Origin of the sequence: Brevibacterium linens (assembly GCF_003999335.1) — a bacterium.
GTDB classification, from domain to species: domain Bacteria; phylum Actinomycetota; class Actinomycetes; order Actinomycetales; family Brevibacteriaceae; genus Brevibacterium; species Brevibacterium linens.
In genome coordinates, this window is the sequence record NZ_CP026734.1 from 88,389 (window position 1) to 112,610 (window position 24,222).

Genomic DNA, 24,222 nt, shown 5'->3' on the forward strand with positions numbered 1-24,222 from the left:
GACGCTCAGCCCGTTTCTCGCTGTCCTGCCCCTTGCTTCGATGAAGCCGAACGATTCGGACTTACGCTCGCGATCACCGCTGTCGGACTGAGCCCGAAGTTGGTGAACCAGCGGGCGGCCGCCTTCTCGGCGATGCCCTCGGCCTGATCGATCAGGCGACGTCCGCTGTCGGTGAGGGAGAACTCACCGGACTCTGCGCGCGAGAGCCAACCGAGCTTGACGAGTGGGCTGCTGGAGCGGATGGTCTGCGATCGGGTCTCGCCCATCGCCTCGGCGAGGTCCTCCCTGGTCAGCCCCTGCGGATGTGTCCCGATGATGCGCAGTCGACGCAGGTCGTCGAGCGACAGGCCGACGCGTGCCAGGGCAGCGCCGACTGCCGTGTCGAGCGCACTCTTCGCCCAGGCGACGGTCAGCGCTGCCTCGAGGTTGGGTGCCGAGTTCATGACCGCCGTCCCGACCGTGTCTTGATGTCCTCGACGCACACTGCCGAGACCTCGGTGACCGCGCCTGCGAAACCGCGGCGGTCGAGGTCGGTGGCGGCGAGCTCTTCGCCTCTGAGCGTGGCCAGCACCTCGGCGTCATCGGGATCGGACTCGTCGACGTCGATGAGGAACCGATGCTGGAAGAACACGAGCTCCGGCGTGTAGAGAAAGGTCCCCTCGGGGGTGAAGCGGGCGGCGAACATGTCGTGCTCGGACTGGGCCGCACGGAGGCGGCGGCGCTGCTCGTCGTTGAGGTCGGCAAAGCGGCCGCGGGCGGTGATGCGAAAGTTCCATGTCATGGAGCGGTCTCCTGGATACGGGTGGCGTGATCGAAGATGGCGACGATCTCTTCGGCAGCGATGTCGCCGTAGGTGGGCACCGCGGTGTCGAGGACCGAGCGCAGGGTCAGGGCCATCGTCGTGGGATCGAAGCTGCGCATCTCGCCTCGGCGCTGTCCGTCCTCGAAGAGCGCGACGAGGTCGGCGACCGATTCGGTGGCGCGCTCGCCATAGCCGGCTGCTCCCGGTGCGCGCCTGGCGAGGTGACCGACAGAGGCGATGATGGCGGCAGCTCGCCTGGGATGGCGTCGGCAGTAGGCGATATGCGTCGAGATGTACTCCGCAAGCCGTTCGTTCGAGCTGTTGGTCGAATTCAGTGCGTGGCCGAGCTCGGGGCCGAGTTCGCCGACGATGGACTGCACGACGGCTGCGGCCAGGTCCTCCTTGTCGGAGAAGTTTCCGTGGACGGCGCCGCGACTGAACCCGGCGTTCTCGGCCACCGCGACGAGTGAGGTTTCGGCGACCCCGTGGTCGGCGAAGAGCGAGATCGCCGATTCGATGAGTCGCTGGCGAGTCGCTTCCTGACTTTCCCTGCGAGTCATGCGCTGCGGTGCTGAGTTCATAAGTTCAAGATACATGAATGTATTTGAATACCGCAAAGTATGAGAACTGGCCTGGCAGAAGCGGGCCGGCTGGAAACGGCCCGGACCCCCTCCGCAGACCACAGCCGTCCGCGTCGCTCCTATACTGAGGATCGGTGCCCGGGGCCTGGTGATGTCAGTCGAGGATCGGGCACATGCCGGCCCGGGATCGGGCCCGTGAGGAACGAATTCGAGGAGGACGGAATTGCCTATCACGTCGAGGATCCTCGAGGTTGCGGCCGCCGATCCGGACCAGTTGGCCATCGTCGGCGGCCACACTGGCAGCCCTGCCCCAGATGAGAGCGCCGACTCTGCCGAGCGCGCACGCGCCCAGCGCTCCCTCACGTATGCCGAACTCGTCACTGACTCGGCTACATTGTTCGCCGCCGTCGACGCCCTCCACGGAGCCCAGACCGACCCGCCGAATCCTGCTCCCGAAACCCACGGCATCCCGATCACGGCGGTGAGTCTCACCTCGGCGTTCGAGACTTCCCGCATCATCGCCGGCCTCGCCGGCTTCCGCGCGGTCTCGGCCACGATCGATCCCCGCTGGCCGCTCGACCATCAGGTCGGAGTCATCTCGACCACGGGAATCGGTCTCGTCATCTCCGACTCGACCCCACTCGCCGAGGCGCTCGCCGCCGCAGGCTGGACCGGAACCGTCATCACCGCGACCGACCTCCATTCCTGCGAGGCCGCCGTCGATCCCGCCGACACGACCCCGCCGACCGTCCGCGAAGCGTCCGAGCCGTTCCTCATGCTCTTCTCGTCGGGCACGACGAGCAATCCGAAGGCCTTCATCAAGACCCGCCAGCAGTACCGCGACAACGTGGCTGTGTCCTCGGCCCACCTCGAACCCTTCGCCGGAGTGGCCACCCTGGCGCCTGGCCCCGTGTCCTACAGCCTTACCCTCTACGCCGTCGTCGAAAGCCTCGCCACCGGCGGCAGCGTCCACGTCGCCGACGACTTCGACCCCTTCACCATGGGGTCGCGCATCACCGGCGAAGCCATCACCCGAATCGTCGCCGTGCCCGCCGTGGTGCGTGCCATCGCCGAGGCGGCCCGCCGAACGCCGGCCCGCTTCCACGGTCTCGACCTCGTCGTCACCGGGGGAGCGAATCTGCCGGCATCCATCCGTTCGGCACTCGCCGAGGTCCTCCCCGACACCCGTCTGATCAGCTACTACGGTGCCGCCGAGATCGGGTTCATCGGCGACAGCCGCGATGGCGACGGCACCTGGATCTCGATCTACGACACCATCGGCGTCGAGGTCCGTGACGGATCCGGTGCCCGGCTGCCGGACGGAGAGATCGGCACGGTCTGGATCAGTGCCGCCGCCTGCTCGGACGGCTATGTCACCGGCACCACCGACGCTCAGCTGCGACGTCCCGACGGTTGGGCCACGGTCGGTGACCAGGGGCGGATCGACAACGGACTCCTCCAACTCGCCGGACGGGCCGGTGACATCGCGATCACCGGGGGACACAAGGTGTCCCTGCCCGAGGTCGAACGCGCCTTCGAAGGATTCGACGGCGAGGTCTGCGCGGTCGCGTTGCCCGACGACGGTCTCGGCAGCATCGTCGCCCTCGTCATCGAACCGGACTCCGCGGGCCACGGCTCCGAGGGCGGGACCCCCGATTCGGGCACACCCGACAAAGCCACACTGCTCGACCACGCCCGGGCGAAGCTGGCCCCGCAGTTCGTGCCGCGGCGGTTCTACCTGCTCGACCGGCTGCCGCGGACCGTCGGCGGGAAGATTCGACGCCACGAAACCGTTGACCTGGTCATGAGCGGAAAGGCACAGCGACTGTGAACGCTTCCCAGGGCGTCGTCATCACTGGACTCGGAGCCATCACCCCAAGCGGTCAGGACCCCGAAACCCTCTGGCGATCTGTCCGCAGCGGCACCAGCGCCATCGACGTCCTCGCAGGTGAGCAGTTCGACGACCTCGCCGTGCGAATCGGCGGGCAGATCAAGGACTTCGACGCCGAGGCGGTTCTGCCCCGGGCGCTCGCCCGCCGACTCAGCCCCGTCCAGCACTGGGCCATCGCCGCCGCCGACCAGGCGCTCGACCACGCGGGAGTCCCCGCCCCGGCCGAGGAGCTGCCGTGGGACCGCGACCGTGTGGCCGTCATCGCCGCCACCGGCTCCGGACCCGTCGACGCCATGCAGGAGGCCACGCGCCGCCTCGACGCCGACGGCCCCAGGTCGGTGCCGCTGACCCTGTCCATCCACGGAGCACCGGATTCCGCGGCCGCGCTGATCAGCCAACGCTTCGATCTGCGCGGGCCCGGGCATTCAGTCTCGGCGACCTGCGCCTCCGGGGTGATCGGCCTCGGCGAGGCGATGCGCCGCATCCGCCACGGCTATGCCGATGCCGTGCTCGTCGTCGGCATGGAAGACTGCCTCGGCCCGGTCAATCTCGCCTCGAACACGAACATGCGCGCGCTCGCCGCCGGATTCGAAGGCGATCCGACCGCCGCCAGCCGACCCTTCGACCAGGGCCGCAACGGCTTCGTCATGAGTCAGGGCGCGGCCGCGATCCTCCTCGAATCCGCCGATTCGGCGGCCTCACGTGGGGCGAGGCTCCTGGCCGAGCTTGCCGGATTCGGCGCCGCCAGCGATGCCCACCACCCGACGAATCCGCATCCGCAGGGACGGGGAGCCGCCTCGGCGGTCGTCCAGGCCTTGAGCGACGCAGGGCTGGAACCCGGCGATATCGACCACATCAACGCCCACGCCACGGGCACACCGGCCGGCGACCGAGCCGAACTCGCAGCCTTCGACTCCGTCCTGGGGGAGGTCGGACGGACGATCCCGATCTCGGCCACGAAATCGACGACGGGGCACCTCCTCGGCGCATCGGGGGTCGTCGAGGCGATCATCGCGACCCTGACGATGCGTGACGAGACGCTGCCGCCGACGCTCAACCTCGACGACAACGAGTTCCCCGACTGGGACATCGTCTCAGGTCACGCCCGTGAGGTGGGCTGTGAACCGAACCTCGCCGAGGCGGCCGTCGACACTGTGCTGTCAACGTCGTTCGGCTTCGGCGGGCACAACGGCGCGATCATCCTGCGCCGCACCGCGCAGACCGCGACACCCTCAGCAGAAGCGACCGACCCCTCGACGAAGGAGAGACGATGACCGACCGTGAGACACGTGTGAGCGAGCTCGCCGCGCGATACCTGCCTGCTGATGTGCTCGAACGATTCCGCGAACGAGCCGACGTCTATGACCGCGAGAACCGATTCTTCGACGAGGATCTCGCCGAACTGGGGGACCTCGGCTACCTCACCCTCTTTGTACCCGAGTCCCACGGCGGGCCGGGACTGAGCCTGTTCGAGGTCAGCCGACTCCAGCAGAGGCTGGCAGCGGCGGCGCCCGGAACGGCTCTGGCAATCAACATGCACCTCATGACCACCGGAGTGGTCAAGGCGCTGGCCGACCGCGGTGACGACTCGTTGAACTGGGTGTTCGACGAGGTCATGGCCGGTGAGATCTTCGCCTTCGGCATCTCGGAACCGTCGAACGACTGGGTTCTGCAGGGATCGAACACCGAGGCGGTGCCTACGGCCGACGGCGGATACGAACTGAGCGGAGTGAAGATCTTCACCTCGCTGTCACCCGTGTGGACCAGGCTCATCGTCCACGGTGCCGTGGCCTCCGACGACGACGGGATCGCCGGTCCCGATGCGGACGAGCCCGCCGAGGGGCGGCTCGTCTACGGCTTCATCGAACGCGATGCGCCCGGCATCACGGTCTCCGACGAGTGGGATGTGCTGGGAATGCGGGCCTCGCAGTCGCGGGCGACGATCCTCGACCACGTGCCGATGAAGCCCGAACGGGTCTCACGCGTCATCCCTGCCGGCAAGCACCCCGACCTGCTCACCTTCGCGATCACGAGCAACTTCCAGCTGCTCATCGCCGCCGTCTACGCCGGAGTCGCGGCGCGGGCGCTCGAGCTGGGCGCCGCCGGACTGCACAAGCGGAAGTCCGCGAAGGCCGGGACCACCTTCGCCGAGGTGCCCGAGGCCCGGACGCGCCTGGCCGATGCGCACCTCGACTTCATGCCCGTGACGGCGATGATCGACGCCTACGCCCGGGACTTCGATGACCTCATCGACCACGGTGCCGGCTGGCCGCTGCGTCTGGTGGGGGCGAGGATCAAGTCCGCCGAGGCGGCCCGAAACTGTGCGGAGACGGCCCTGATGTGCACGAGCGGCAGCGGGTTCGGCAACAAGCACGAACTCTCCCGCCTCTTCCGCGACGCTGCGGCCGGGCTCTTCCACCCGCCGAGCGCGGATGCGGCCCGTCCGATGTACGCGGCCGCGCTGCTCGACGGGTAGGGAGTTCGGTCCGCCGCTCGTTCAAGGCGAAGCGCACTTGTCGAAAGGTGTACCCCACGAAAAGTGCGCTGACGCTTGAACGACACCGAGGCGACCCTCGCCGGATGGCCTCAGAGCTCGGGCAGCAGTGAGATCGGGTTCTCGATGCAGTCGGCGACGAAGGTGAGGAACTCGCTCGGCTCCTGACCGTCGCACGCCCGGTGGTCGAAGACGAACGACAGGTACATCACCTTGCGCACCGTCAGCTCGCCGTCGACGACCCACGGGCGGTCCTTGATCCGGCCGAGACCGAGCATCGCCACCTCGGGGAGGTTGATGATCGGGGCCGAACCGTCGACACCGAACACCCCGTAGTTGTTCAGGGTGAACGTGCCGCCGGTCAGCTCGGACGGATCGAACTTCCCCGAGGCGGCCTTCCCGACGGTTCCGGACACGGAGTCGCGCAGCTGCCGCAGGCTCAGCTCGCCGGCCCCGTGGACGACGGGGACCATGAGCCCGCGCGGAGTCTGCGCGGCCAGGCCGAGGTTGATGTCACCGTGGGTGACGATCTCACCGGCAGCCGTATCGATCGACGAGTTGATGATCGGGTACTTCTTCAGACCGGCCACGACGAAGCGGGCGACGAGCGAGAGCAGCGAATACTTCTCACCCGTGCGGGCCTCGAGCGCCTTCTTCGTCGCCAGCAGCTCGGTGGCGTCGACGTCGAGCCAGATTGTGGCCTCGGGGATCTCCTGCCGCGACTTCGTCAGGCGTTCGGACACGACCTTGCGCAGTCCCGTGATCGGGGTGCGGGTATCGCGGTCGCTCTGGTCGGAGCTCGCAGCAGGCGAAGATGCCTTCGCCGGTGACGTCCCCGCGGGGACGTGGGCAGCGGCACCTGCCCCGGACTCGATCGCGGCCATGACATCAGCCCTGGTCACGACCCCGCCGGGGCCCGTGCCGGGCAGGCTCTTGGCACTGATGCCGTGATCCTTTGCGAGCTTGCGCACCAGTGGCGAGGACACGGGGGAGACACGGTCGTTCGCAGTCGTCGATGAGCTGCTGGGGGAAGCCGGGGTTTCGGCCGGCGGCTGCGACGGGGCATCCGGGATGACGGTCGGAACAGCGGGCGCCGCAGTCGGTGCGGCGGTAGATGTCGCAACCGGTGTGGCCGCGTGCTTGCCGCCGAACGAGCGCTTCTTCGCCGAACGGGTCTTCGGTTCCGAAGTGCCGTAGCCGATGAGGTTCGCGCCGCCCGATTCGCTGTCCGCCGACTCAGCACCCGTGCCTGCCCCAGGACCCGCGCCTGCCTCGACCCCCGCCTCGGCGACGGTGAGCAGGGCCTGGCCTGCGCTGACGGTGTCCCCGGCGTTTGCGTGAAGGCTGACGACCTGCCCGGCGTACGGGCAGGGGAGCTCGACGACGGACTTCGCGGACTCGACCTCGACGACCATCTGATCGACGTGGACCTCGTCTCCGATCTCGACCTTCCACGAGATCAGCTCCGCCTCGGTGAGGCCTTCGCCGAGGTCGGGAAGGATGAACTCGCGCGTACCCGTATTCACGTCAGCACTCATCACAGCTCCCAATCCCAGGACTCGAGCGCATCGAGTACGCGTTCGACGGTCGGCAAGTAGAACTCCTCGAGCTTCGGCGACGGATAGGGCACATCGAACCCGGCGACCCGCAGGATCGGGGCAGACAGGTAAGTAAAGTTGCGTTCGGTGAGGCGGGCGGCCACCTCGGCGCCGTATCCGCCGAACTGCGCGGCCTCGTGGATGATCGCCGCGCGCGAGGTCTTGCGCACCGAGGCGGACACCGTCTCATCGTCGAACGGTGAGAGCGTACGCAGGTCGATGACCTCGATGGACAGTCCGTGTTCGGCTCCGGCCTCGGCGGAATCGAGTGCCGTGCGCACGGTCGGACCGTAGGCGAGCAGGGTGACGTCGGAGCCCTCGCGGATGACCTCGGCCCGATTCATCGGCGCCGTGGACACCGGCAGACTCAGCGTCTCCTTCATCCAATACCGCGACTTCGGCTCCATGAACACGACCGGGTCGGCGGAGGCGATCGAGTCGCGCAGCAGCGAATACGCATCGGCCGGATTCGACGGCGTGACGACGGTCAGCCCCGGCGTCGACGTCCAGTAGACTTCCGAGGAATCCGAGTGATGCTCGACGCCGCCGATGTCGCCGGCGTAGGGAATCCGGATCGTGATCGGCAGGCTGACCCGGCCTTTCGTCCGGTTCCGCATCTTCGCCACATGGGAGACGATCTGTTCGAACGCGGGGTAGGCGTAGGCGTCGAACTGCATCTCGACCACGGGCCGCATCCCGTTCATCGCCATGCCGATCGCGGTGCCGATGATGCCCGACTCCGCGAGCGGCGAATCCCATACTCGGTTCGACCCGAATTCGGCCCGCAGACCTTCCGTGACCCGGAAAACCCCGCCGAGGCGGCCGACATCCTCGCCGAAGACGAGCACTGTGTCGTCGTCGGCCAGGGAATCGCGCAGCGCCTGATTGAGCGCCTTCGTCATCGTCACCGACGACGGGGTGGGTGCTGTCGCCGAGGCGGCTGTGGTCGTTTCGCCGTTCACCACGGTCGGATCGGTGCCCGTTTCGACGCTCATGCGTGACCCGCCGCTGCGAGTTCGGCTTCGAGGACCTGCTGCTGCTCGGCCAGGGCAGTGCGCGGGGTCGCGTAGACGTGCGCGAAGAGCTCGCGCGGGTCGATCTCGGCCTCTTGGTTCATGGCATCGCGGACGGACGCAGCCAGGGTCTCTGCCTCCTCGGCGATCTGTTCGATCGTGGCATCGTCGAGGGCGCCGGTCTGTCGCAGATACTTCTCGAGACGGTCGATGGGATCGAACTGCTTCCAGTGTTCGACCTCTTCGGAGTCGCGATACTTCGTCGGATCGTCGGAGTTCGTGTGCGATTCCATCCGGTAGGTGAGGCACTCGATGAGGGTCGGACCGTCTCCGTTCCGACCGCGCGCCAGCGCCGCGGAGACGGCGGCGAACACGGCGGCGATGTCATTGCCGTCGACGCGCAGGCCGGGCATTCCGTAGCCGGCGGCCCGGTCGGCGAGCATCGTCGCGTTCGTCTGCTCCCGCAGGGGAGTGGAGATCGCGTACTGGTTGTTCTGCAGGACGAACACCGTCGGGGTCTGCCACACGGAAGCGAAGTTGAAGGCCTCGTGGGTATCGCCTTCACTGCTGGCGCCGTCGCCGAGGAAGGTCAGGGTCGCGGCGTCCTCGCCCTTGAGCTTCGCGGCCATCGCGAATCCCGTGGCGTGCAGAGTCTGCGTCGCCAGCGGTGTCGCCGCAGGTGAGGCGTGATATTCGTGCGGATCGAAACCGCAGTGCCAGTCCCCGCGGAAGGCGGCGAGGATCTCGGCGACGGGCACTCCGCGGGTCAGCAGCGCTGCCGAGTCGCGGTAGGTGGGGAACAGCCAATCGTTCGGGGCCAGCGCGGTGGTGGCCCCCACCTCGGCGGCTTCCTGACCTGCCGCGGAGGGATAGGTCGCGAGTCGACCCTGTCGGGTCAGGTGCGTGACCTGCGCTTCGAACCGGCGGACGAGGACCATCTGCCGGTAGAGACCGGTGAGGGTGGCATCGCTGGGGATCCGCAGCCCTTCGGTCGGAGTGTCGGTGAGCCGGCCATCTGCGCCGATGAAGCTGATCGGCTGCAGCTGGGGCAGTGAGCGGCCTGTGGTGGGAACGTCAATGGTCATGGCCCCATGGTGGCGTGAGGCGAGTCACGATTCCATGGCTTAGGTGCAGGTGAGGACGGGCGGCCAAACGTGTCGCGAACTCGGGACGAAGGGGCCGGTTCCGGCCGGCCGAGTGGACGTTTGGCTGAGTGGATCCCGGGTCGGTTGGGCCCGAAGTGTGATCTCGATAAAGCCGCGGAGCCATGCCGGGTCGGTTCTGGGGCGGACGAGGTCTGACTTGTTACCGTTATTGCTTCAGTTCATCCTCGGCAGGAGCAATGCGTGTCTACTTTCTTCGACGGTCCCGAATTCCACGGTATGGCAGCGGGCGGCAAAATCAGCCACGACCCCGGCATGGGCGATCGGATGATGCGGGAACTGGCGCCGTTCCTCAAGGCCGAAGGCGTCGACATCGACGATCCGAATGCGGACTTCACCGAAGCCGAATTCCACGCAGCTATGGAGAAGGCGCAGGGGGAGTACAACCGCCGTCTGTTCAACCCGGTCGGTGCTCACCGCGGACTGGCTCTGGGGGCGCTGCGGTCCTTCTCCCTTGCCTTCGCCGACGGCGATATCATGCGCGCCGAGGCTGTTGTGGCCTCCCTGCCCTCCGACCCCGAGGATTTCAAGCCGAGCGTCGCACAGGTGACCGGGGCGGCGATGGGTCTGGTCGACGAATGGTTCACCGACGAAGTGCACGGACCGAAGCTCGGCGGAGTGATGGCGCCGAAGTGGCCGGTGAAGAAGTCCCGAAACGCAGCCCGCGACATCCTGGCCCTGGCGCATAAGGGACGCGTCGTCGACAGTCTCGACCGCCTCATCACCAGCAACAGCGGACGTCCGGTCCTCGAAGGGTCCATGCTCGCCGTGGCCGCTGCGGTCGTACGACTGACCAAGCGGGACAAGGTCTCAGCCGAACAGGTCGTCGACGAGCTCATGCCGCTCGACGGCTATCCGGAACCGGTTGCCGGCACCTACGGCTCCACCGGCCACGTGAACCACGATGTCCAGGAAGCCCAGGACGGCCCTGCCGCAGCACAGGAGCTGCCGGAGTGGCTCGGCGGATCGAGTGCCGAGGCGACTGCGCAGGCGAATCCCAACGGTGACCGGCGGGGCGCCGATGAACGAATGGACGAGGTCGAGAAGACCGTTTACGAGATGCCGCTCTACCAGCGCTTCCGCGACTGGCTGGCCGAGACCTACGATGATGTCGACGAGGACTCAGAGGTCTTCGACATCGCCCACCTCCTGTTCTGCATCGCCGTGTCCTCCCGCGCAGATATCGATGAGCCGGAGGGAATCGACGACCTCCTCGACGTCCTCGAAAGCTTCGCCGTCGACGGACAGGAGGAAGCCGAGAAGACCGATGGCGAATCGCCTTCGACAGTGATCTTCCTCGACAGCCTCGAAGCTCTCGACAACTATCTCCGCTTCCGCATGGACACCGACGAATCCCCCGAACGCTGGAACTCCGCCCGCGCCCGCGCCGAGGCCGCGAGCATGCGCACAGACCCGCTGCCCTCGGCCCTGATGGCCGCCGTCGAAGCCAATGCCCTGAACGAGGAGCAGCTCGCGCAGCCCTTGCCGAACAACAACCTCGTCACAGGTGTGGCCAGCATGCTCGAATGGATCGGCGACTTCCGACAGGTGACCGGAACAGGGCGGGTGAAGCGCGCAGATATCGCCGAGGCGGCCGGAAAGTTCGGCATCGACGCCGTCGGTGTGGCCTCGAACGCCCGGTACGAAGACGGCGTGAACTATGCGCGCAGCGCCGATGAGGTGCCCGTCCTCGAAGCGATGTGGGCCGTGATGCAGAGTGCGGAGATCATCGAAATCACCGGGACGAAGGTCCGCCCCGCCGGCGCTGCCGACCAGTGGCGCTCAGGCGAGGTCAGCGCGGATACAGCGCTGCCGGTCATCGGTGCGTTCATCTACGAACGGCTCCTCGATGTGGTCAACCTCGTCCCCGGAGAAGACTTCGCAGCCCCGGCGATCACGATCGCCCAGCGTCTCATCGAGATCATCACTCCCGACGCCGCGCCCGAACGCCCCGAACTCGACATCGACGAGGAGCGTGCGGAGCGGCTCTCCGCATTGCTGGCTGACGAGCTGCAGGAGCTCGCCGAGCTCGGACTCCTCACGAAGACCGATGGCGCGATCTCCGTGGAGCCGGTGTACCGACGCATCGTCGCCGGCGCCGGGCTCATGCTGCTCGCGGGGCCGAGGGATTAGAACGAGGCAGGCGTCCCGATTCCACTGTGACGGCGCCTGCGCCGATTCCGTGCAACGGCGGAGAAATCGGCACCAGACTGTTGTGCACACCCGATCCCCGGGTTAGGCTAGCCTATGAGAATTACGCAACGCTGGTCTTTCCTAAGGCGGTTGACACGCTGGCTTGAAGTGGTGGATGCGGCGTGCGCGATTCTCTCTGTTTCACGTCATGAAGCCCTCGGCGCAAATTCCGGCGCCGGGGGCTTCGCGCTGTCAGAAGTAGGTGCCCTGTCGGGCGGGAAAATCGCGGCCCTCACCCCGCGCCGGGGCGATGTCCCTCCGCCTCGTCGAGGATGAGGAGTGAGCGGGAGGATGCGACGCCCGGGACTTCGTGGATCCGGCGCAGGATCACCTGTGACAGGGCCGTGTTGTCCGGGGCGTTCACGGTGACCAGGGCGTCGATGTCACCGCTGACGGCTTGGACCTTCTCGACGAAGGGCAGAGCGGCCAAGTCCTCGCGGACCTGCGGCCAGGGGCGGTCGCCGATCTTGACGACGACAACTGCGGTGACTGTCATGCCGAGGGCCTCGCGGTCCACCTCGGCGGTGAATTTCCTGATCGCCCCCGATTCGATGAGGGTGGTGAAGCGCTTGTGCGCGGCAGAGCGGGAGATGTGGACGCGTTCGGCCAGCTGGCGCACGCTCAGGCGCGAGTCCTCGACGAGGGCGGCGATGATGCTGCGGTCGATGTCGTCGAGGTCGAATGCCACGGGCGCTCCTTCACCGTTGATGTCTGCGTCTTGCCTGCGACCTCTGCGTTCAACCTGCCCTGATGCACTCGCGCGCAGAGGCGGCGATGGGCACCGGGAGGAATGGTCGGTCTCCTTCCCATTCTAGGGCCCCGCCTCGGCGAGGGGATGACCCTGCGTCGAGGTCCCGTCGTCGACGACAGGGGGACCGCCTCGGCGAGGAAAGTCCGCATGGTTGCGGAGTCCGACGCGCTGGACAAATTCTGTCGATCGTTCGTACAGTAACGGAGATATCTGTGGTGCCTACCACGTACCATGGGTGATGGACATGGCCGGTTCTTACCTGGACCCGGTCAACGGACGGAAATCAGCCACCTGTAGATTATGAGACGAAAGTCTCACGCAGCTGGAACTGCTTCACGAACCTAAGGAGTCATCCTTGAAGATCGCGGTGTTGGTCAAAGAGGTCCCGGATACCTACGGCGACCGCAAGTTGAACTTGGAAACCGGGCTTGCCGATCGCGGCGCCTCGGAAGCCGTCCTCGACGAGATCGGTGAGCGTGCCCTCGAGGTCGCGCTGACGCAGAAGGACTCCGACGGCGACACCGAGGTGACCGTCATCTCGATGGCGCCCGATACCGCGACCGCCACGATCCGCAAGGGTCTGGCCATGGGCGCCGACAATGCCGTGCACGTGGCCGACGAGTCGCTGGGCGGTGCCGATCTCGGGCTGACCGCCGAGGTGCTCGCCGCTGCTCTGCGCCGCGGTGAGTACGACCTCGTCGTCACCGGCAACGTCTCCACCGACGGCAACGGCGGCATGATGCCGGCGATGCTCGCCGAGCATCTCGACTACCCGCACGTGACCGGCCTGACGACCGTCGAACTGGAAGGCGGCAAGGTCTCCGGCAGCCGCGCCATCGAAGGCGGCAAGCAGCAGGTCTCGGCCGAACTGCCCGCCGTCATCTCCATCACCGAGGCGCTTCCCGAGGCCCGATTCCCGAACTTCAAGGGCATCATGGCAGCGAAGAAGAAGCCCTTCGAGGTCATCAGCCTGGCCGATCTCGACATCGACGCCGAAGATCAGTCGACCGCGCGTTCGATCATGGTCACCGTCGCCGAGAAGCCGCCGCGCGAAGCCGGCGAGAAGGTCGTCGACGAAGGCAATGGCGGAGTCGAACTCGCCGAATACCTCACCAAGAACCGTCTGGCCTAAGGAGAATCGTCATGTCAGAATTCCCGCAGGATTCCGTTCTCGTCGTCCTCACCGCCGATGCCGAAGGCCAGCTGGAGAAGCCGGCCGCCGAACTGCTCGGCGGTGCCGCTGAGATCGGCTCGCCCGTCGCCCTCGTGCTCGCCGCCGGCAGCGCCGACGCCGCTGCCGAGAAGGCCGCCGAACTCGGTGCCGTGGCGACCCTGACCGCCGCAGCCGTCGAGGGCAACCTCGGCACCGCAGCCGTCGATGCCGTGGCCGCGGCTGCGGAGCTCACCGCGCCCGACGCCGTACTCGTGCCCAATACCCTCGACGGTCGTGACATCGCCGGCCGCTATGCCGTGCGCAGCGGGTCAGCCGTGTCCGTCGACGCCATCGGACTCGAACGCGACTCCGAGGGCATCGTGGCCAACCACTCCGTGTACGGCGGCGGCTACACCGCCTCCTCGGCCCCGACCTTCGGTGCGCCCATCGTCACCGTGCGTCTGGGTTCGATCGAAGCCCGCGCCGAGGCACAGTCCGCGAACACGCAGGCCCTCGAGGTTGCCGATTCCGGTAAGCGCTCGGCTGCGATCGATTCGTTCGAAGCTGTTGTCGAAACCTCCTCGCGTCCCGAGCTGCGCGGTGCGCAGAAGGTCGTCTCCGGTGGTCGCGGCGTCGGTTCGGAGGAGTCCTTCGAGCTCGTCGGCGAGTTCGCCGATACCCTCGGTGCTGCCGTCGGTGCCTCCCGTGCGGCCGTCGATGCCGGTTACATCGCCCAGTCCCACCAGGTCGGCCAGACCGGTGTGTCGGTGTCCCCGCAGCTCTATGTGGCTCTCGGCATCTCCGGTGCGATTCAGCACAAGGCGGGTATGCAGACCTCGAAGACCATCGTCGCGGTCAACAAGGACGCCGAAGCTCCGATCTTCGACATCGCCGATTTCGGTGTTGTCGGCGACCTGTTCAAGGTCGTTCCCCAGGCCATCGAATCACTGAGCGAGAACAAGTCCTGATATGGCCACCTATTCCAGTTCGCTGCGCTCGGGTCTGCCCCGGGTCGAAGGCGGAGACCCCTGGCCCCCGGACGGCACCATCGGCGAACCCTTGGAAGAGGGCGCGTCGTGGCTGCCGGAGACTGCCGAGACGGAGGAACTGGATGAAGGTTCCCCCGCCGAGGCGGCCGACGCGCAAGTGACCGACGCCGAGGATTTGTCGACCGGTGTTGCTGTTGCGGCGGGCACCGGCGCTGCCGGAATTGCCGGCGGTGCGGCCGTTGCTGCGACGGCGGGCGATGACGATGATGCAGCCGATGCCGCTCCTGCTGAAGCCGTTCCTGCGGCCGAGGTTCCGCTGCGCCGCGGTCTGCCGCGCGTCGAAGGTGGAGAGCCGTGGCCGCCGGAAGGTCTCGCTCCTGCCGGGGTGAAGGCCACCGGTGCTTCGGCCGCTCCCGCTGCGTCGGCCGAAGTGCCTGCTTCCGAGGAGCCTGCAGTCGAAGAGGATGTCGCTGTCGAGGATTCGACCGAGGACGCGGCGTCCGTCGAGTCGGACGAACAGTCGTCGGCTGCCCCGGCTGCCGCCGCTGCAACGGCCGGTGCCGGAGCTGCGGCTGGCGCTGCCGTTGCCGCCTCTGAATCTGCTCCCGCCGCCGAGGTTCCGTTGCGCCGTGGTCTGCCGCGCGTCGCCGGCGGAGACCCCTGGCCGCCGGAAGGCTTCGCGCCCGCCGGAGTCAAGGCTGCTGGGGGTTCGGCTGCCGACGCTGCTCCGGCAGCGGCTGTATCCGCGCCCGCCGAGAGCACCGCGCAGGAATCCGCTGCTCAGGCCGACTCTGCCGAAACCGCCTTGGCTGATACGTCAGTCGATTCCACGTCTGAATCGTCGTCCGCTGCTCCCGCTGCCGCCGCAGCTGGCGCCGGTGCTGCCGGTGCCGGTGTGGCCGCAGCTGCTGCTGGCGGCTCGGGCTCCGGAGAACTCTCCGATGTTCCCCTGCGCCGTGGACTTCCCCGCACCGCCGGGGGAGACCCCTGGCCACCGGAAGGGCTCGCCCCCGCACACGCTGCTAAACCTGCCGCAGGCTCGGCTGCCGCTTCGGCTCCGGCTGAAGAGAAGGCCGCTGAGACCACGTCGACCGATGCCGCATCTGCCGAGGCCGGCAAATCTGCCGAGGATGCACAGTCGACGACTGAGGCGAAGCAGGATGCGACGCCGGCGGCAGCCGACGGATCCGGTGAGAAGAAGCCCCAGGGTCGACGCACCGGAATCGGTGGTGTCGGTGCCGGTGCGGCAGCCGCAGGTGCGGGAGCCGCTGCCGGTGCAGGTGCTGTGGCAGCGGGAGCCGCCTCGGCGTCGGACAAGTCCACCGACGGAGCCGAGAAGAAGCCCGCTCAGCGCAAGCCGATGGGCAAGCCCGCGGCGAAGACCACGGACAAGCCTGCCCAGCGAAAGCCGATGGCCAAGCCCGCCGCGAAGGCCGACGACACGGCTGCGGCACGCACCGCGGACAAGCCGGCCGCGAAGACGGCACCGGCTGCGAAGGCCACATCGTCGGGTTCGGGCAGTACTGCCTCGGCGAAGCCTGCAGCGACGAAGGAACCGGTCATGATCGGTTCGAAGTCGCTGGGACAGTGGTCGAAGCTCGTCGGACTGGGACTCGGCGGACTCATCGTCGCGGCCGGGATCCTCATCCTCGCCGCCCGCGGTGTCACGACCCTGCCGGGTGTGCCGGAGTTCCTCGAGCGCTACCCGGGCGAGTATCACATCCCGGAATTCGTCGATCCCGGGTTCCCGGGCTGGGTGCGGTGGACGCACTTCCTCAACCTCTTCTTCATGGTGCTCATCATCCGGTCGGGTCTGCAGGTGCGTCACCAGCAGAAGCCGCCGGCGTTCTACACCCCGAAGAAGGGTGGGAAGAAGGTCAGCATCAACCTCTGGATGCACACGAGCCTCGATCTGCTGTGGCTGGCCAATGGTGTGGTCTTCGTCGTGCTGCTGTTCGTGTCCGGGCATTGGGCGCGGATCGTGCCGACCAGTTGGGAAGTGTTCCCGAACGCGGTCTCGGCGATGCTGCAGTACGCGACGATGGAATGGCCGATGGAAGAGGCGTGGGTCAACTACAACGCTCTCCAGCAGCTGATGTACTTCATCGTCGTGTTCATCGCGGCTCCGTTGGCGGCGATCACGGGTGTGCGGATGAGCGAGTGGTGGCCGAAGGATGCTGCGAGGCTGAACAAGTTCTACCCGGCGCCGTTGGCTCGTGCGATCCATTTCCCGACGATGCTGTTCTTCGTGTTCTTCATCCTCGTCCACGTGTTCCTCGTGTTCACGACCGGACTGCGGCAGAATCTCGGGTACATGTTCGCGGGTACGAATGTGCTCGGTTGGGCCGGGCTCATCTGGTTCCTCGTCGCGATGGTCGTGGTCGTGGCCGGGTGGTTCGCGGCCAGGCCGTTGCTGCTGGCTCCGATCGCGAATCTCTTCGGACGCGTTTCGAGCAGGTAGGACAGACACTCATCACTCGGCCGGTCAGGCCGAGATGGACGGCGATCAGGCCCTGTCGGATATTGAATCCGGCAGGGCCTGATCGCTGTCCTTTCGCATTCCCGACAGAAATCTCTTGACCGGGGAATGCGATGACCTTAGTGTTGAATGCAACCTAGTTGCAATAAATGCAACTCTGGGAATCTCAGCCGCCCACCACATCGGAGAAGACAATGAAGTCGGACCTGGCTCCAGAGGACAATGACGCAGCGAAGACGAGGCCGTCATCGTCCGAGCACCCCACACTCGAACAGAAGCGGACGCTGCGACGTGTCGTCCCCCAGCTTCGTCGAATGGTTCGACTACGGGGTATACGGCTATTTCGCCACCACGATCTCGCTCGTCTTCTTTCCCAGGTCCGAAGGCAATCTCGCTCTCCTGTCGACCTTCGCGGTCTTCGCCGTGTCCTTCGTCGTCCGTCCCATCGGCGGCTTCATCTGGGGACATATCGGGGACAAGATCGGACGCCGCTCAGCACTGTCCGTGTCGATCCTCATCATGTCGGTCTCGACCTTTGCGATCGGTCTGCTGCCGAGCTTCGCCGTCGCCGGCTTCCTCGCACCGGTGCTGCTGCTCATCGTCCGCCTCGTCCAAGGATTCTCCGCGGCAGGCGAATATGCGGGTGCCTCGGCGTTCCTCGTCGAATACGCACCACCGCGGCGACGCGGACTGTACGCGGCAGTGGTTTCCCGCCAGCACGGCGACCGGCCTGTTGCTGGGCTCCGTGCTGGCCGCAGTGCTGTCCGCTGCCCTCACCGACGTTCAGCTGGAGACCTGGGGTTGGAGGCTCCCGTTCTTCCTCGCCGCGCCCATGGGACTCATCGGCCGTTACATCTGCACCCGGCTCGAGGACACCCCGGCCTTCCGTGAGCTCGCGCAGCAGGACGAGGTCATCAAGGCCCCGGTGTTCGCGATGTTCCGTGATCACTGGCGTCCGCTGCTCATCGCGATGTGCGCGGTCCTGCTCAATGCTGTCGGCTTCTACGTCGTCCTCACCTACATGCCCACGTATCTCACCACGGAACTCGGCTACGGGGCGACGGAATCATTCGTCGCCACGACCATTGCTCTTGTGACCTACATCGGCTTCATCCTGCTCACCGGTCTGGCCTCCGACCGATTCGGGCGCAAACGGATGCTCACCATCGCCTCCATCTGCTTCATCGTCCTCACGGTGCCTGCCTTCATGCTCCTCGATACCGGAAGCTTCGCTGTCGTCGTCCTCATTGAGATCGCCCTCGGGGCCATGCTCACGCTCAACGACGGTACCCTGCCGAGCTTCCTCGCAGAGATGTTCCCGACCCGGATCCGCTACACCGGATTTGCCGTGAGCTTCAACGTCTCCAACGCGCTGTTCGGCGGTACGGCGCCGTTCATGGCCACTCTGCTCATCGGGGTGACCAACTCGAACCTGGCTCCCGGCTGGTACCTCATGGCCGCCGCGGCCGTCTGCTTGGGCGCTGTCATCTGCGCCAAGGAGACCTTCCACAAACCCCTGCGCGAAGTCTGACGAGCGCAGCCGCCACTCTCGCAGCTCGCCGGACGCGCAGCTGTCAATCACACGCGGCTGTGCCCGACGCGCGGCCGTGCCGAACGAATAGGAGAAAACGATGACCACCTTCGCCGACAACGCATCCGTCGCCGACCTGGAGCGAATCAAGGTCCTGCACAACGGGTCGAAGACACCACTGACGTTCTCCGACGCGGAGATGGAGCGCAGGCTGACCGGACTGCGTTCGATCATGGCCGAGAAGGAGCTCGACGCCGTGATCCTCACCTCGTACCACAACATCAAGTACTACTCTGACTTCCTCTTCACCTACTTCGGCAGGTCCTATGCCATGGTCGTCACGCCCGACGACACGGTCACCATCACCGCGAACATCGACGCCGGCATGCCCTGGCGGACCAGCTACGGCGAAAACATCGTCTACACCGATTGGCGTCGGGACAACTACTACTTCGCGATCCAAGAGGGATTGCGTCAACGTGGGATCGGCAATCCCCGCCGCCTCGGCGTCGAGGACGACAATCTGCCGCTGGAGAACCGCAATCGGTTCCAGGGTGCATTCCCGGACGCAACGCTCGTCGACGTCTCCCACGAGGCCATGCGCCAGCGGATGATCAAGTCGGCCGAGGAGATCGAGGTGATCAAGCACAGCGCTAGAATCGGCGACCTCGGCGGCGAGGCGATCAGAGAGGCGATCACCGAAGGGATCAGCGAGTACGAGGTCGCTCTCATCGGCACCGAGGCGATGGTTCACGAGATCGCGAAGACCTTCCCCGACCAGGAGGTTCGAGACACGTGGGTGTGGTTCCAGTCGGGGATCAACACCGACGGCGCCCACAACTGGGCGACCACGCGCAAGGTCCGCAAGGGTGACATCCTCAGCCTCAACTGCTTCCCGATGCCGACCGGCTACTACACGGCACTGGAGCGCACACTCTTCTACGGTCAGCCCGATGAGCGTTCGCTCGAGCTGTGGAATGTCAACGTCGAGGTGCATAAGCGCGGCATCGAACTCATCAAGCCGGGCGCCGTGTGCAAGGACATCGCGGCCGAGCTCAACGAGATCTATCTCGAGCACGGGCTCTTCGCCAACCGCACTTTCGGCTACGGGCATTCCTTCGGCGTGCTCAGCCACTACTACGGGCGCGAGGCCGGGCTCGAACTGCGCGAGGACATCGACACCGTCATCGAGCCGGGCATGGTCATCTCCATGGAACCGATGATCACCATTCCCGAGGGGCAGCCGGGCGCCGGCGGATACCGCGAACACGACATCGTCGTCGTCGGGGAGGACGAATCCGAGGACATCACGAAGTTCCCCTTCGGCCCCGAACACAACATCATTCCGGCCTGATCGGCAGTCCGTTCGAATCGACCGAGAACCTGGGCGTCGGCCGGTTCTGCGAGCGCACATCGTCTCGTAGCACCGGCCGGCGCGATCGCCTGCGAATATAATCACCACATGTCCCCACACTCTTCCGACCAGTCACGACGCGGCGCCTCGGTCATCGAGAACACCGTGGCCATCCTCCGATGCTTCTCACCCGATCGACAGGAACTCGGAGTCACTGAAATCGCACCGCGTGTGGGGTTGCACAAGAGTTCGGTGTCACGCATCCTCGCCTCACTCGAGCAGGAGGGTATCGTCGAGCAGGTGCCGTCCAAACGGTATCGCCTCGGCCTCGGGATCATTGCGATCGCCGGGCCGCTGCTGGCCGACCTCGACGTCCGACGTGCCGCCTACCCGATCCTGCAGACGCTCACGCGCACGACCACGGAGACGAGTGCGCTGATGGTCTGGGACGGGGCGGAGGCGATCACGGTCGAGCAGATACCGAGTCCCCAGCCGGTCAAGCACACCTCCAGTCTGGGGTCGAGGTACCGAACGGAGGGCAGCGCCTCGGTGAAGGTGTTCCTCAACGCCGCGGCCGGAACAGGACACGCCGACGGTTTCGCCTATGCCCTCAACGATGCAGAGACCTCACCGCACGAGGTCGGCATCGCCGCGCCGGTGCGCGATCATCGCGGAGAGGTCACCGCAGCGATCCTCATCGCCGCACCGAAATTCCGCACCGATGCCGACCGAGTCGCCGAACTCGGCGAACATTGCGTCCAAGCTGCCAAACGGGTGTCGCAGCGGCTCGGCGGTCACTGAGATGTGACTGCCGGCGCTCAGCGCAAGGTGGAGCGGACGGTCTTGTCGAACTCGCGGACGTGCTCGGCGGCGCGGGCGGCGACGGCCTCCTCATCGCCGTCGAGGATCGCCTCGAGCAGATCGATGTGCTCGCGGATGTGGGTGACGAGATCCGGGATCCCCGGGATGACCAGACACCAGATGCGGGTGGCCAGATCGTCGAGGCGGATGAGGGTCTCCGACAGGTGCGGGTTGTCCACGGAGCTGTAGATGAGGCGATGGACGTCGAGGTCGCGCTCCATGAGAGTGCGCTGCTCGTCGGTCGCCTCGAGCGCCCTGAGGTCGGCGATGGCGGCCGTGAAGTCCATGCGCCGTTCCGGGGTGAGGTTGCGCGCCGCGCGCCTGGCGGCGATCGGCTCGAGAGCCTCGCGCATCTCCGAGATCGTCGACAGATCGGTGAGGTCGACATTCGTGGCGAAGGTTCCGCGCCGCGGATACGACACGACGAGGTGATCGCGCTCGAGGCGTTTGAGGGCCTCTCGGATGGGGGTTCGCCCGACGTCGAGCTCGGAACTCAGGGCCGCCTCGTTGATCGGATCGCCGGGGGCGATGTCGAGCATGATGAGCCGGTGCCGCAGGATCTCATAGGCGTGATTCGCCAAGGACGTCGTCGGTGACGTCGCATCGGCGGATGTGCTCATGAGAAGACTCCTCGAACTCTTTGCGGGCAACGTATTGCGTCGGCTGGATCTCTCTGCCTACACTACAGGAACGCATCTGATATATTAGTTGCTGATCAGACGAGGTCGGCTGATCGGCACCGATCGAAGGAGATCCATGACAGAGCAGCTCGCGGCCCCTGCCGTCGATGACACCGCCACTCTCGATGCCTCGGCGGGCGCTTCCGCTGAGACCTTCCCCAGCCGTGAACCCGTCGAACTGAGCACTCCGATCGCCGAACTCGATCCCTCAATCGCCGGATTCATCGATGCCGAACTGGCCCGGCAGCGCGAGGGACTGGAGATGATCGCCTCGGAGAACCACACCGCCGCGGCAGTCATGGAGGCTCAAGGATCGGTGCTCACGAACAAGTACGCCGAGGGCTACCCGGGCCGCCGCTACTACGGTGGCTGCGAACACGTCGATGAGATCGAACGCATCGCCATCGACCGCGTCAAGGCCCTCTTCGGCGCCGCATACGCCAACGTCCAGCCGCACTCCGGTGCTCAGGCCAACGCCTCGGTCATGCACGCCCTCATCCGTCCCGGCGACACCGTCCTCGGCCTCAACCTCGCCCACGGCGGCCACCTCACCCACGGAATGAAGATCAACTTCTCCGGCCGCCTCTACTCGATCGTCCCCTACGGCCTCGACGACACCGGACGCGTCGACATGGCCGAAGTCGAACGCCTCGCTCAGGAACACCAGCCGAAGCTCATCGTCGCCGGTTGGTCGGCCTACACCCGGCAGCTCGACTTCGCCGAGTTCCGCCGCATCGCCGACTCCGTCGGTGCCTACCTCATGGTCGACATGGCCCACTTCGCCGGAATCGTCGCCGCGGGCCTCCACCCCTCACCGGTCCCGCACGCCCACGTCGTGTCCTCGACGACGCACAAGACACTCGGCGGCCCCCGAGGCGGCATCATCCTCACCGATGACGCGGACATCGCAAAGAAGATCAACTCCGCCGTCTTCCCCGGTCAGCAGGGCGGACCCCTCGAACACGTGATCGCCGGCAAGGCCGTGGCCTTCGGCCTGGCCGCCACCGACACCTTCGTCGACAAGCAGAAGCGGACCCTGGCCGGGGCTTCTGAACTCGCCCGACGCCTGACCGAAAGCGATGTCGCCGAGCGCGGGATCTCCGTCCTCACCGGCGGCACCGATGTCCATCTCGTCCTCGTCGATCTGCGCAACTCGACCCTCGACGGAGCCCAGGCCGAAGACCTGCTCGCCCAGATCGGCATCACCGTCAACCGCAATGCCGTTCCCGACGACCCGCGACCGCCGATGGTCACCTCCGGACTGCGGATCGGCACCCCGGCACTGGCCAGTCGCGGCTTCGGCAGCGAAGCATTCGCCGAGGCGGCCGACATCATCGCGCAAGCGCTCAAGGCCGGCACCGACGACAACGGCGCAAGCCCGGAGATCATCGCCGAACTGAGCGAACGCGTCACCCGACTGGCGAACGACCACCCCCTGTACCCCACCCTCACCGAGATCGGAGCACGCTGATGGCTGACCAGCTTGCCGAACACCCCGACTTCCTGTGGCGCAACCCGGAGCCGAAGAAGTCCTATGAAGCCGTCATCGTCGGCGGCGGCGGACACGGCCTGGCCACCGCCTACTACCTGGCGAAGAACCACGGAATGACGAACATCGCCATTCTCGAACGCGGCTGGCTCGCCGGGGGCAACATGGCCCGCAACACGACGATCATCCGCTCGAACTACCTATGGGACGAATCCGCCGCGATCTACGAGACGTCCCTCAAGCTCTGGGAGCAGCTGCCCGAAGAGCTCGACTACGACTTCCTCTTCTCCCAGCGCGGTGTGCTCAACCTCGCCCACACCCTCCAGGATGTCCGCGAATCCCAGCGACGGGTGAATGCGAACACGCTCAACGGCGTCGACGCCGAATGGCTCGATGCAAGCCAAGTCAAGGAAGTCTGCCCGATCATCAACATCGGCGACGACCTCCGCTACCCCGTGATGGGCGGCACCTATCAGCCGCGTGCCGGCATCGCCAAGCACGATCACGTCGCCTGGGCCTTCGCCCGCAAGGCCGACGAAATGGGTGTCGACATCATCCAGAACTGCGAGGTCACCGGCATCGAACGCATCGGCGATCAGGTCGTCGGCGTGCAGACGAACCGCGGACCGATCGCCACCGAGAAGGTCGCGTTGGCCGTGGCCGGGGACTCCTCGGTGCTCGCCGACATGGCCGGGATCCGCCTGCCGATCCAGACCCACCCGCTGCAGGCGCTGGTCTCCGAACTCTTCGAACCCGTGCACCCGACCGTGGTCATGTCCAACCACGTCCACGTCTACGTCTCCCAGGCGCACAAGGGCGAACTCGTCATGGGCGCCGGCGTCGACTCCTACAACGGATACGGCCAACGAGGCGGCTTCCACGTCATCGAGGAACAGCTGGCCGCCGCGGTCGAGCTCTTCCCGATCTTCGCCCGCGCCCATGTGCTGCGCACCTGGGGCGGCAACGTCGACGTCACCCTCGACGCCTCACCGATCGTGTCGAAGACCGAGGTCGACGGACTCTACGCCAACTGCGGCTGGGGCACCGGCGGCTTCAAGGGAACACCGGCGGCGGGCTTCACCTACGCCCACACCATCGCGAACGACGAACCCCACCCGCTCAACGCCCCATTCGCCCTCGACCGCTTCGAAACCGGTCACCTCATCGACGAACACGGCGCCGCAGCCGTGGCCCACTGAG

19 protein-coding genes and 1 pseudogene are annotated in these 24,222 nt (G+C 66.4%); 12 read left to right on the forward strand and 8 right to left on the reverse strand.

All coding sequences use genetic code 11. The annotated features are described in order from the left end of the window. Positions 1–5: 5 nt before the first annotated feature. From CXR29_RS00395 to CXR29_RS00405, 3 genes are read right to left on the reverse strand one after another with little or no spacing between them, the layout of a single operon-like run. A complete protein-coding gene (locus CXR29_RS00395) occupies positions 6–443 on the reverse strand; it encodes a helix-turn-helix domain-containing protein (RefSeq protein ID WP_127363549.1) in 438 nt (145 codons plus the stop codon). Beyond that, on the reverse strand, positions 440–781 hold the full coding sequence (locus CXR29_RS00400; RefSeq protein WP_127363550.1) for a DUF6204 family protein: 342 nt from the start codon (positions 779–781) through the stop codon (positions 440–442). Before CXR29_RS00400 ends, CXR29_RS00395 begins: the two co-directional genes overlap by 4 nt. Continuing rightward, positions 778–1,398: a TetR/AcrR family transcriptional regulator gene (locus CXR29_RS00405; RefSeq protein ID WP_164742734.1), complete on the reverse strand. Its 621-nt coding sequence runs from the start codon at positions 1,396–1,398 to the stop codon at positions 778–780. Before CXR29_RS00405 ends, CXR29_RS00400 begins: the two co-directional genes overlap by 4 nt. A 208-nt stretch (positions 1,399–1,606) precedes the next feature. Here CXR29_RS00405 and CXR29_RS00410 point away from each other — a divergent pair, with 208 nt between their 5' ends. Genes CXR29_RS00410 through CXR29_RS00420 form a run of 3 tightly spaced genes read left to right on the forward strand, consistent with a single transcriptional unit; the run spans position 1,607 to position 5,750 of the window. Then, positions 1,607–3,214, forward strand: coding sequence for a class I adenylate-forming enzyme family protein (locus CXR29_RS00410; RefSeq protein ID WP_127363552.1), 1,608 nt, complete (start codon positions 1,607–1,609; stop codon positions 3,212–3,214). Continuing rightward, complete coding sequence (locus CXR29_RS00415) at positions 3,211–4,548, forward strand: beta-ketoacyl-[acyl-carrier-protein] synthase family protein (protein ID WP_127363553.1); 1,338 nt, start codon at positions 3,211–3,213, stop codon at positions 4,546–4,548. Before CXR29_RS00410 ends, CXR29_RS00415 begins: the two co-directional genes overlap by 4 nt. Further along, positions 4,545–5,750, forward strand: coding sequence for an acyl-CoA dehydrogenase family protein (locus tag CXR29_RS00420; RefSeq protein ID WP_127363554.1), 1,206 nt, complete (start codon positions 4,545–4,547; stop codon positions 5,748–5,750). The genes CXR29_RS00415 and CXR29_RS00420 overlap by 4 nt, the downstream gene beginning before the upstream one ends. A gap of 110 nt (positions 5,751–5,860) precedes the next feature. On the opposite strand, the gene CXR29_RS00425 is transcribed toward CXR29_RS00420, so the two are convergent. The 3 genes from CXR29_RS00425 to pdhA are packed head-to-tail and all read right to left on the reverse strand — an operon-like array spanning position 5,861 to position 9,464. Further along, positions 5,861–7,306 (reverse strand): dihydrolipoamide acetyltransferase family protein, encoded by a 1,446-nt coding sequence (locus CXR29_RS00425; protein WP_127363555.1) that lies wholly within the window; start codon positions 7,304–7,306, stop codon positions 5,861–5,863. Next, positions 7,306–8,361: an alpha-ketoacid dehydrogenase subunit beta gene (locus CXR29_RS00430; RefSeq protein WP_127363556.1), complete on the reverse strand. Its 1,056-nt coding sequence runs from the start codon at positions 8,359–8,361 to the stop codon at positions 7,306–7,308. The genes CXR29_RS00425 and CXR29_RS00430 overlap by 1 nt, the downstream gene beginning before the upstream one ends. Next, the gene (pdhA, locus tag CXR29_RS00435; RefSeq protein WP_025777247.1) at positions 8,358–9,464 is read right to left on the reverse strand and encodes a pyruvate dehydrogenase (acetyl-transferring) E1 component subunit alpha; all 1,107 of its coding nucleotides are present in this window, start codon (positions 9,462–9,464) and stop codon (positions 8,358–8,360) included. The genes CXR29_RS00430 and pdhA overlap by 4 nt, the downstream gene beginning before the upstream one ends. A gap of 261 nt (positions 9,465–9,725) precedes the next feature. Here pdhA and CXR29_RS00440 point away from each other — a divergent pair, with 261 nt between their 5' ends. Next, positions 9,726–11,675: a hypothetical protein gene (locus tag CXR29_RS00440; protein WP_127363557.1), complete on the forward strand. Its 1,950-nt coding sequence runs from the start codon at positions 9,726–9,728 to the stop codon at positions 11,673–11,675. Between the two features lie 292 nt (positions 11,676–11,967). Here CXR29_RS00440 and CXR29_RS00445 read toward each other — a convergent pair whose 3' ends face one another. Next, positions 11,968–12,423, reverse strand: coding sequence for an Lrp/AsnC family transcriptional regulator (locus CXR29_RS00445; protein ID WP_127363558.1), 456 nt, complete (start codon positions 12,421–12,423; stop codon positions 11,968–11,970). 418 nt (positions 12,424–12,841) lie between these two features. Here CXR29_RS00445 and CXR29_RS00450 point away from each other — a divergent pair, with 418 nt between their 5' ends. The 6 genes and pseudogenes from CXR29_RS00450 to CXR29_RS00475 all read left to right on the forward strand — a co-directional run bounded on the left by CXR29_RS00450 (position 12,842) and on the right by CXR29_RS00475 (position 20,793). Further along, positions 12,842–13,618: an electron transfer flavoprotein subunit beta/FixA family protein gene (locus CXR29_RS00450; protein WP_025777250.1), complete on the forward strand. Its 777-nt coding sequence runs from the start codon at positions 12,842–12,844 to the stop codon at positions 13,616–13,618. Positions 13,619–13,629: 11 nt separating this feature from the next. Then, positions 13,630–14,607, forward strand: coding sequence for an electron transfer flavoprotein subunit alpha/FixB family protein (locus CXR29_RS00455; RefSeq protein WP_127363559.1), 978 nt, complete (start codon positions 13,630–13,632; stop codon positions 14,605–14,607). 1 nt (position 14,608) lies between these two features. Next, positions 14,609–17,089, forward strand: coding sequence for a cytochrome b/b6 domain-containing protein (locus CXR29_RS00460; protein ID WP_127363560.1), 2,481 nt, complete (start codon positions 14,609–14,611; stop codon positions 17,087–17,089). 240 nt (positions 17,090–17,329) lie between these two features. Continuing rightward, positions 17,330–18,638: pseudogene (locus CXR29_RS00465) on the forward strand (MFS transporter). 100 nt (positions 18,639–18,738) lie between these two features. Then, a complete protein-coding gene (locus CXR29_RS00470; protein ID WP_127363561.1) occupies positions 18,739–19,992 on the forward strand; it encodes an aminopeptidase P family protein in 1,254 nt (417 codons plus the stop codon). Between the two features lie 108 nt (positions 19,993–20,100). After that, complete coding sequence (locus CXR29_RS00475; protein ID WP_025777255.1) at positions 20,101–20,793, forward strand: IclR family transcriptional regulator; 693 nt, start codon at positions 20,101–20,103, stop codon at positions 20,791–20,793. A 17-nt stretch (positions 20,794–20,810) separates the two neighbouring features. On the opposite strand, the gene CXR29_RS00480 is transcribed toward CXR29_RS00475, so the two are convergent. Then, positions 20,811–21,473: a GntR family transcriptional regulator gene (locus tag CXR29_RS00480; protein WP_101555035.1), complete on the reverse strand. Its 663-nt coding sequence runs from the start codon at positions 21,471–21,473 to the stop codon at positions 20,811–20,813. A 136-nt stretch (positions 21,474–21,609) separates the two neighbouring features. Between CXR29_RS00480 and glyA the strand changes: the two genes are divergently transcribed. Then, complete coding sequence (gene glyA, locus CXR29_RS00485) at positions 21,610–23,004, forward strand: serine hydroxymethyltransferase (protein ID WP_127363562.1); 1,395 nt, start codon at positions 21,610–21,612, stop codon at positions 23,002–23,004. Further along, positions 23,004–24,221, forward strand: coding sequence for a sarcosine oxidase subunit beta family protein (locus tag CXR29_RS00490; protein ID WP_127363563.1), 1,218 nt, complete (start codon positions 23,004–23,006; stop codon positions 24,219–24,221). The genes glyA and CXR29_RS00490 overlap by 1 nt, the downstream gene beginning before the upstream one ends. Position 24,222: the final 1 nt, after the last annotated feature.

Excerpts from the sequence above, each read along its gene's own strand:
- CXR29_RS00395 (WP_127363549.1), bottom strand. The coding sequence starts at position 443 with ATGAACTCGGCACCCAACCTCGAGGCAGCGCTGACCGTCGCCTGGGCG.
- CXR29_RS00400 (WP_127363550.1), bottom strand. The coding sequence starts at position 781 with ATGACATGGAACTTTCGCATCACCGCCCGCGGCCGCTTTGCCGACCTC.
- CXR29_RS00405 (WP_164742734.1), bottom strand. The coding sequence starts at position 1,398 with ATGTATCTTGAACTTATGAACTCAGCACCGCAGCGCATGACTCGCAGG.
- CXR29_RS00420 (WP_127363554.1), top strand. The coding sequence starts at position 4,545 with ATGACCGACCGTGAGACACGTGTGAGCGAGCTCGCCGCGCGATACCTG.
- CXR29_RS00425 (WP_127363555.1), bottom strand. The coding sequence starts at position 7,306 with ATGAGTGCTGACGTGAATACGGGTACGCGCGAGTTCATCCTTCCCGAC.
- CXR29_RS00430 (WP_127363556.1), bottom strand. The coding sequence starts at position 8,361 with ATGAGCGTCGAAACGGGCACCGATCCGACCGTGGTGAACGGCGAAACG.
- pdhA (WP_025777247.1), bottom strand. The coding sequence starts at position 9,464 with ATGACCATTGACGTTCCCACCACAGGCCGCTCACTGCCCCAGCTGCAG.
- CXR29_RS00455 (WP_127363559.1), top strand. The coding sequence starts at position 13,630 with ATGTCAGAATTCCCGCAGGATTCCGTTCTCGTCGTCCTCACCGCCGAT.
- CXR29_RS00460 (WP_127363560.1), top strand. The coding sequence starts at position 14,609 with ATGGCCACCTATTCCAGTTCGCTGCGCTCGGGTCTGCCCCGGGTCGAA.
- CXR29_RS00470 (WP_127363561.1), top strand. The coding sequence starts at position 18,739 with ATGACCACCTTCGCCGACAACGCATCCGTCGCCGACCTGGAGCGAATC.
- CXR29_RS00475 (WP_025777255.1), top strand. The coding sequence starts at position 20,101 with ATGTCCCCACACTCTTCCGACCAGTCACGACGCGGCGCCTCGGTCATC.
- CXR29_RS00480 (WP_101555035.1), bottom strand. The coding sequence starts at position 21,473 with ATGAGCACATCCGCCGATGCGACGTCACCGACGACGTCCTTGGCGAAT.
- glyA (WP_127363562.1), top strand. The coding sequence starts at position 21,610 with ATGACAGAGCAGCTCGCGGCCCCTGCCGTCGATGACACCGCCACTCTC.
- CXR29_RS00490 (WP_127363563.1), top strand. The coding sequence starts at position 23,004 with ATGGCTGACCAGCTTGCCGAACACCCCGACTTCCTGTGGCGCAACCCG.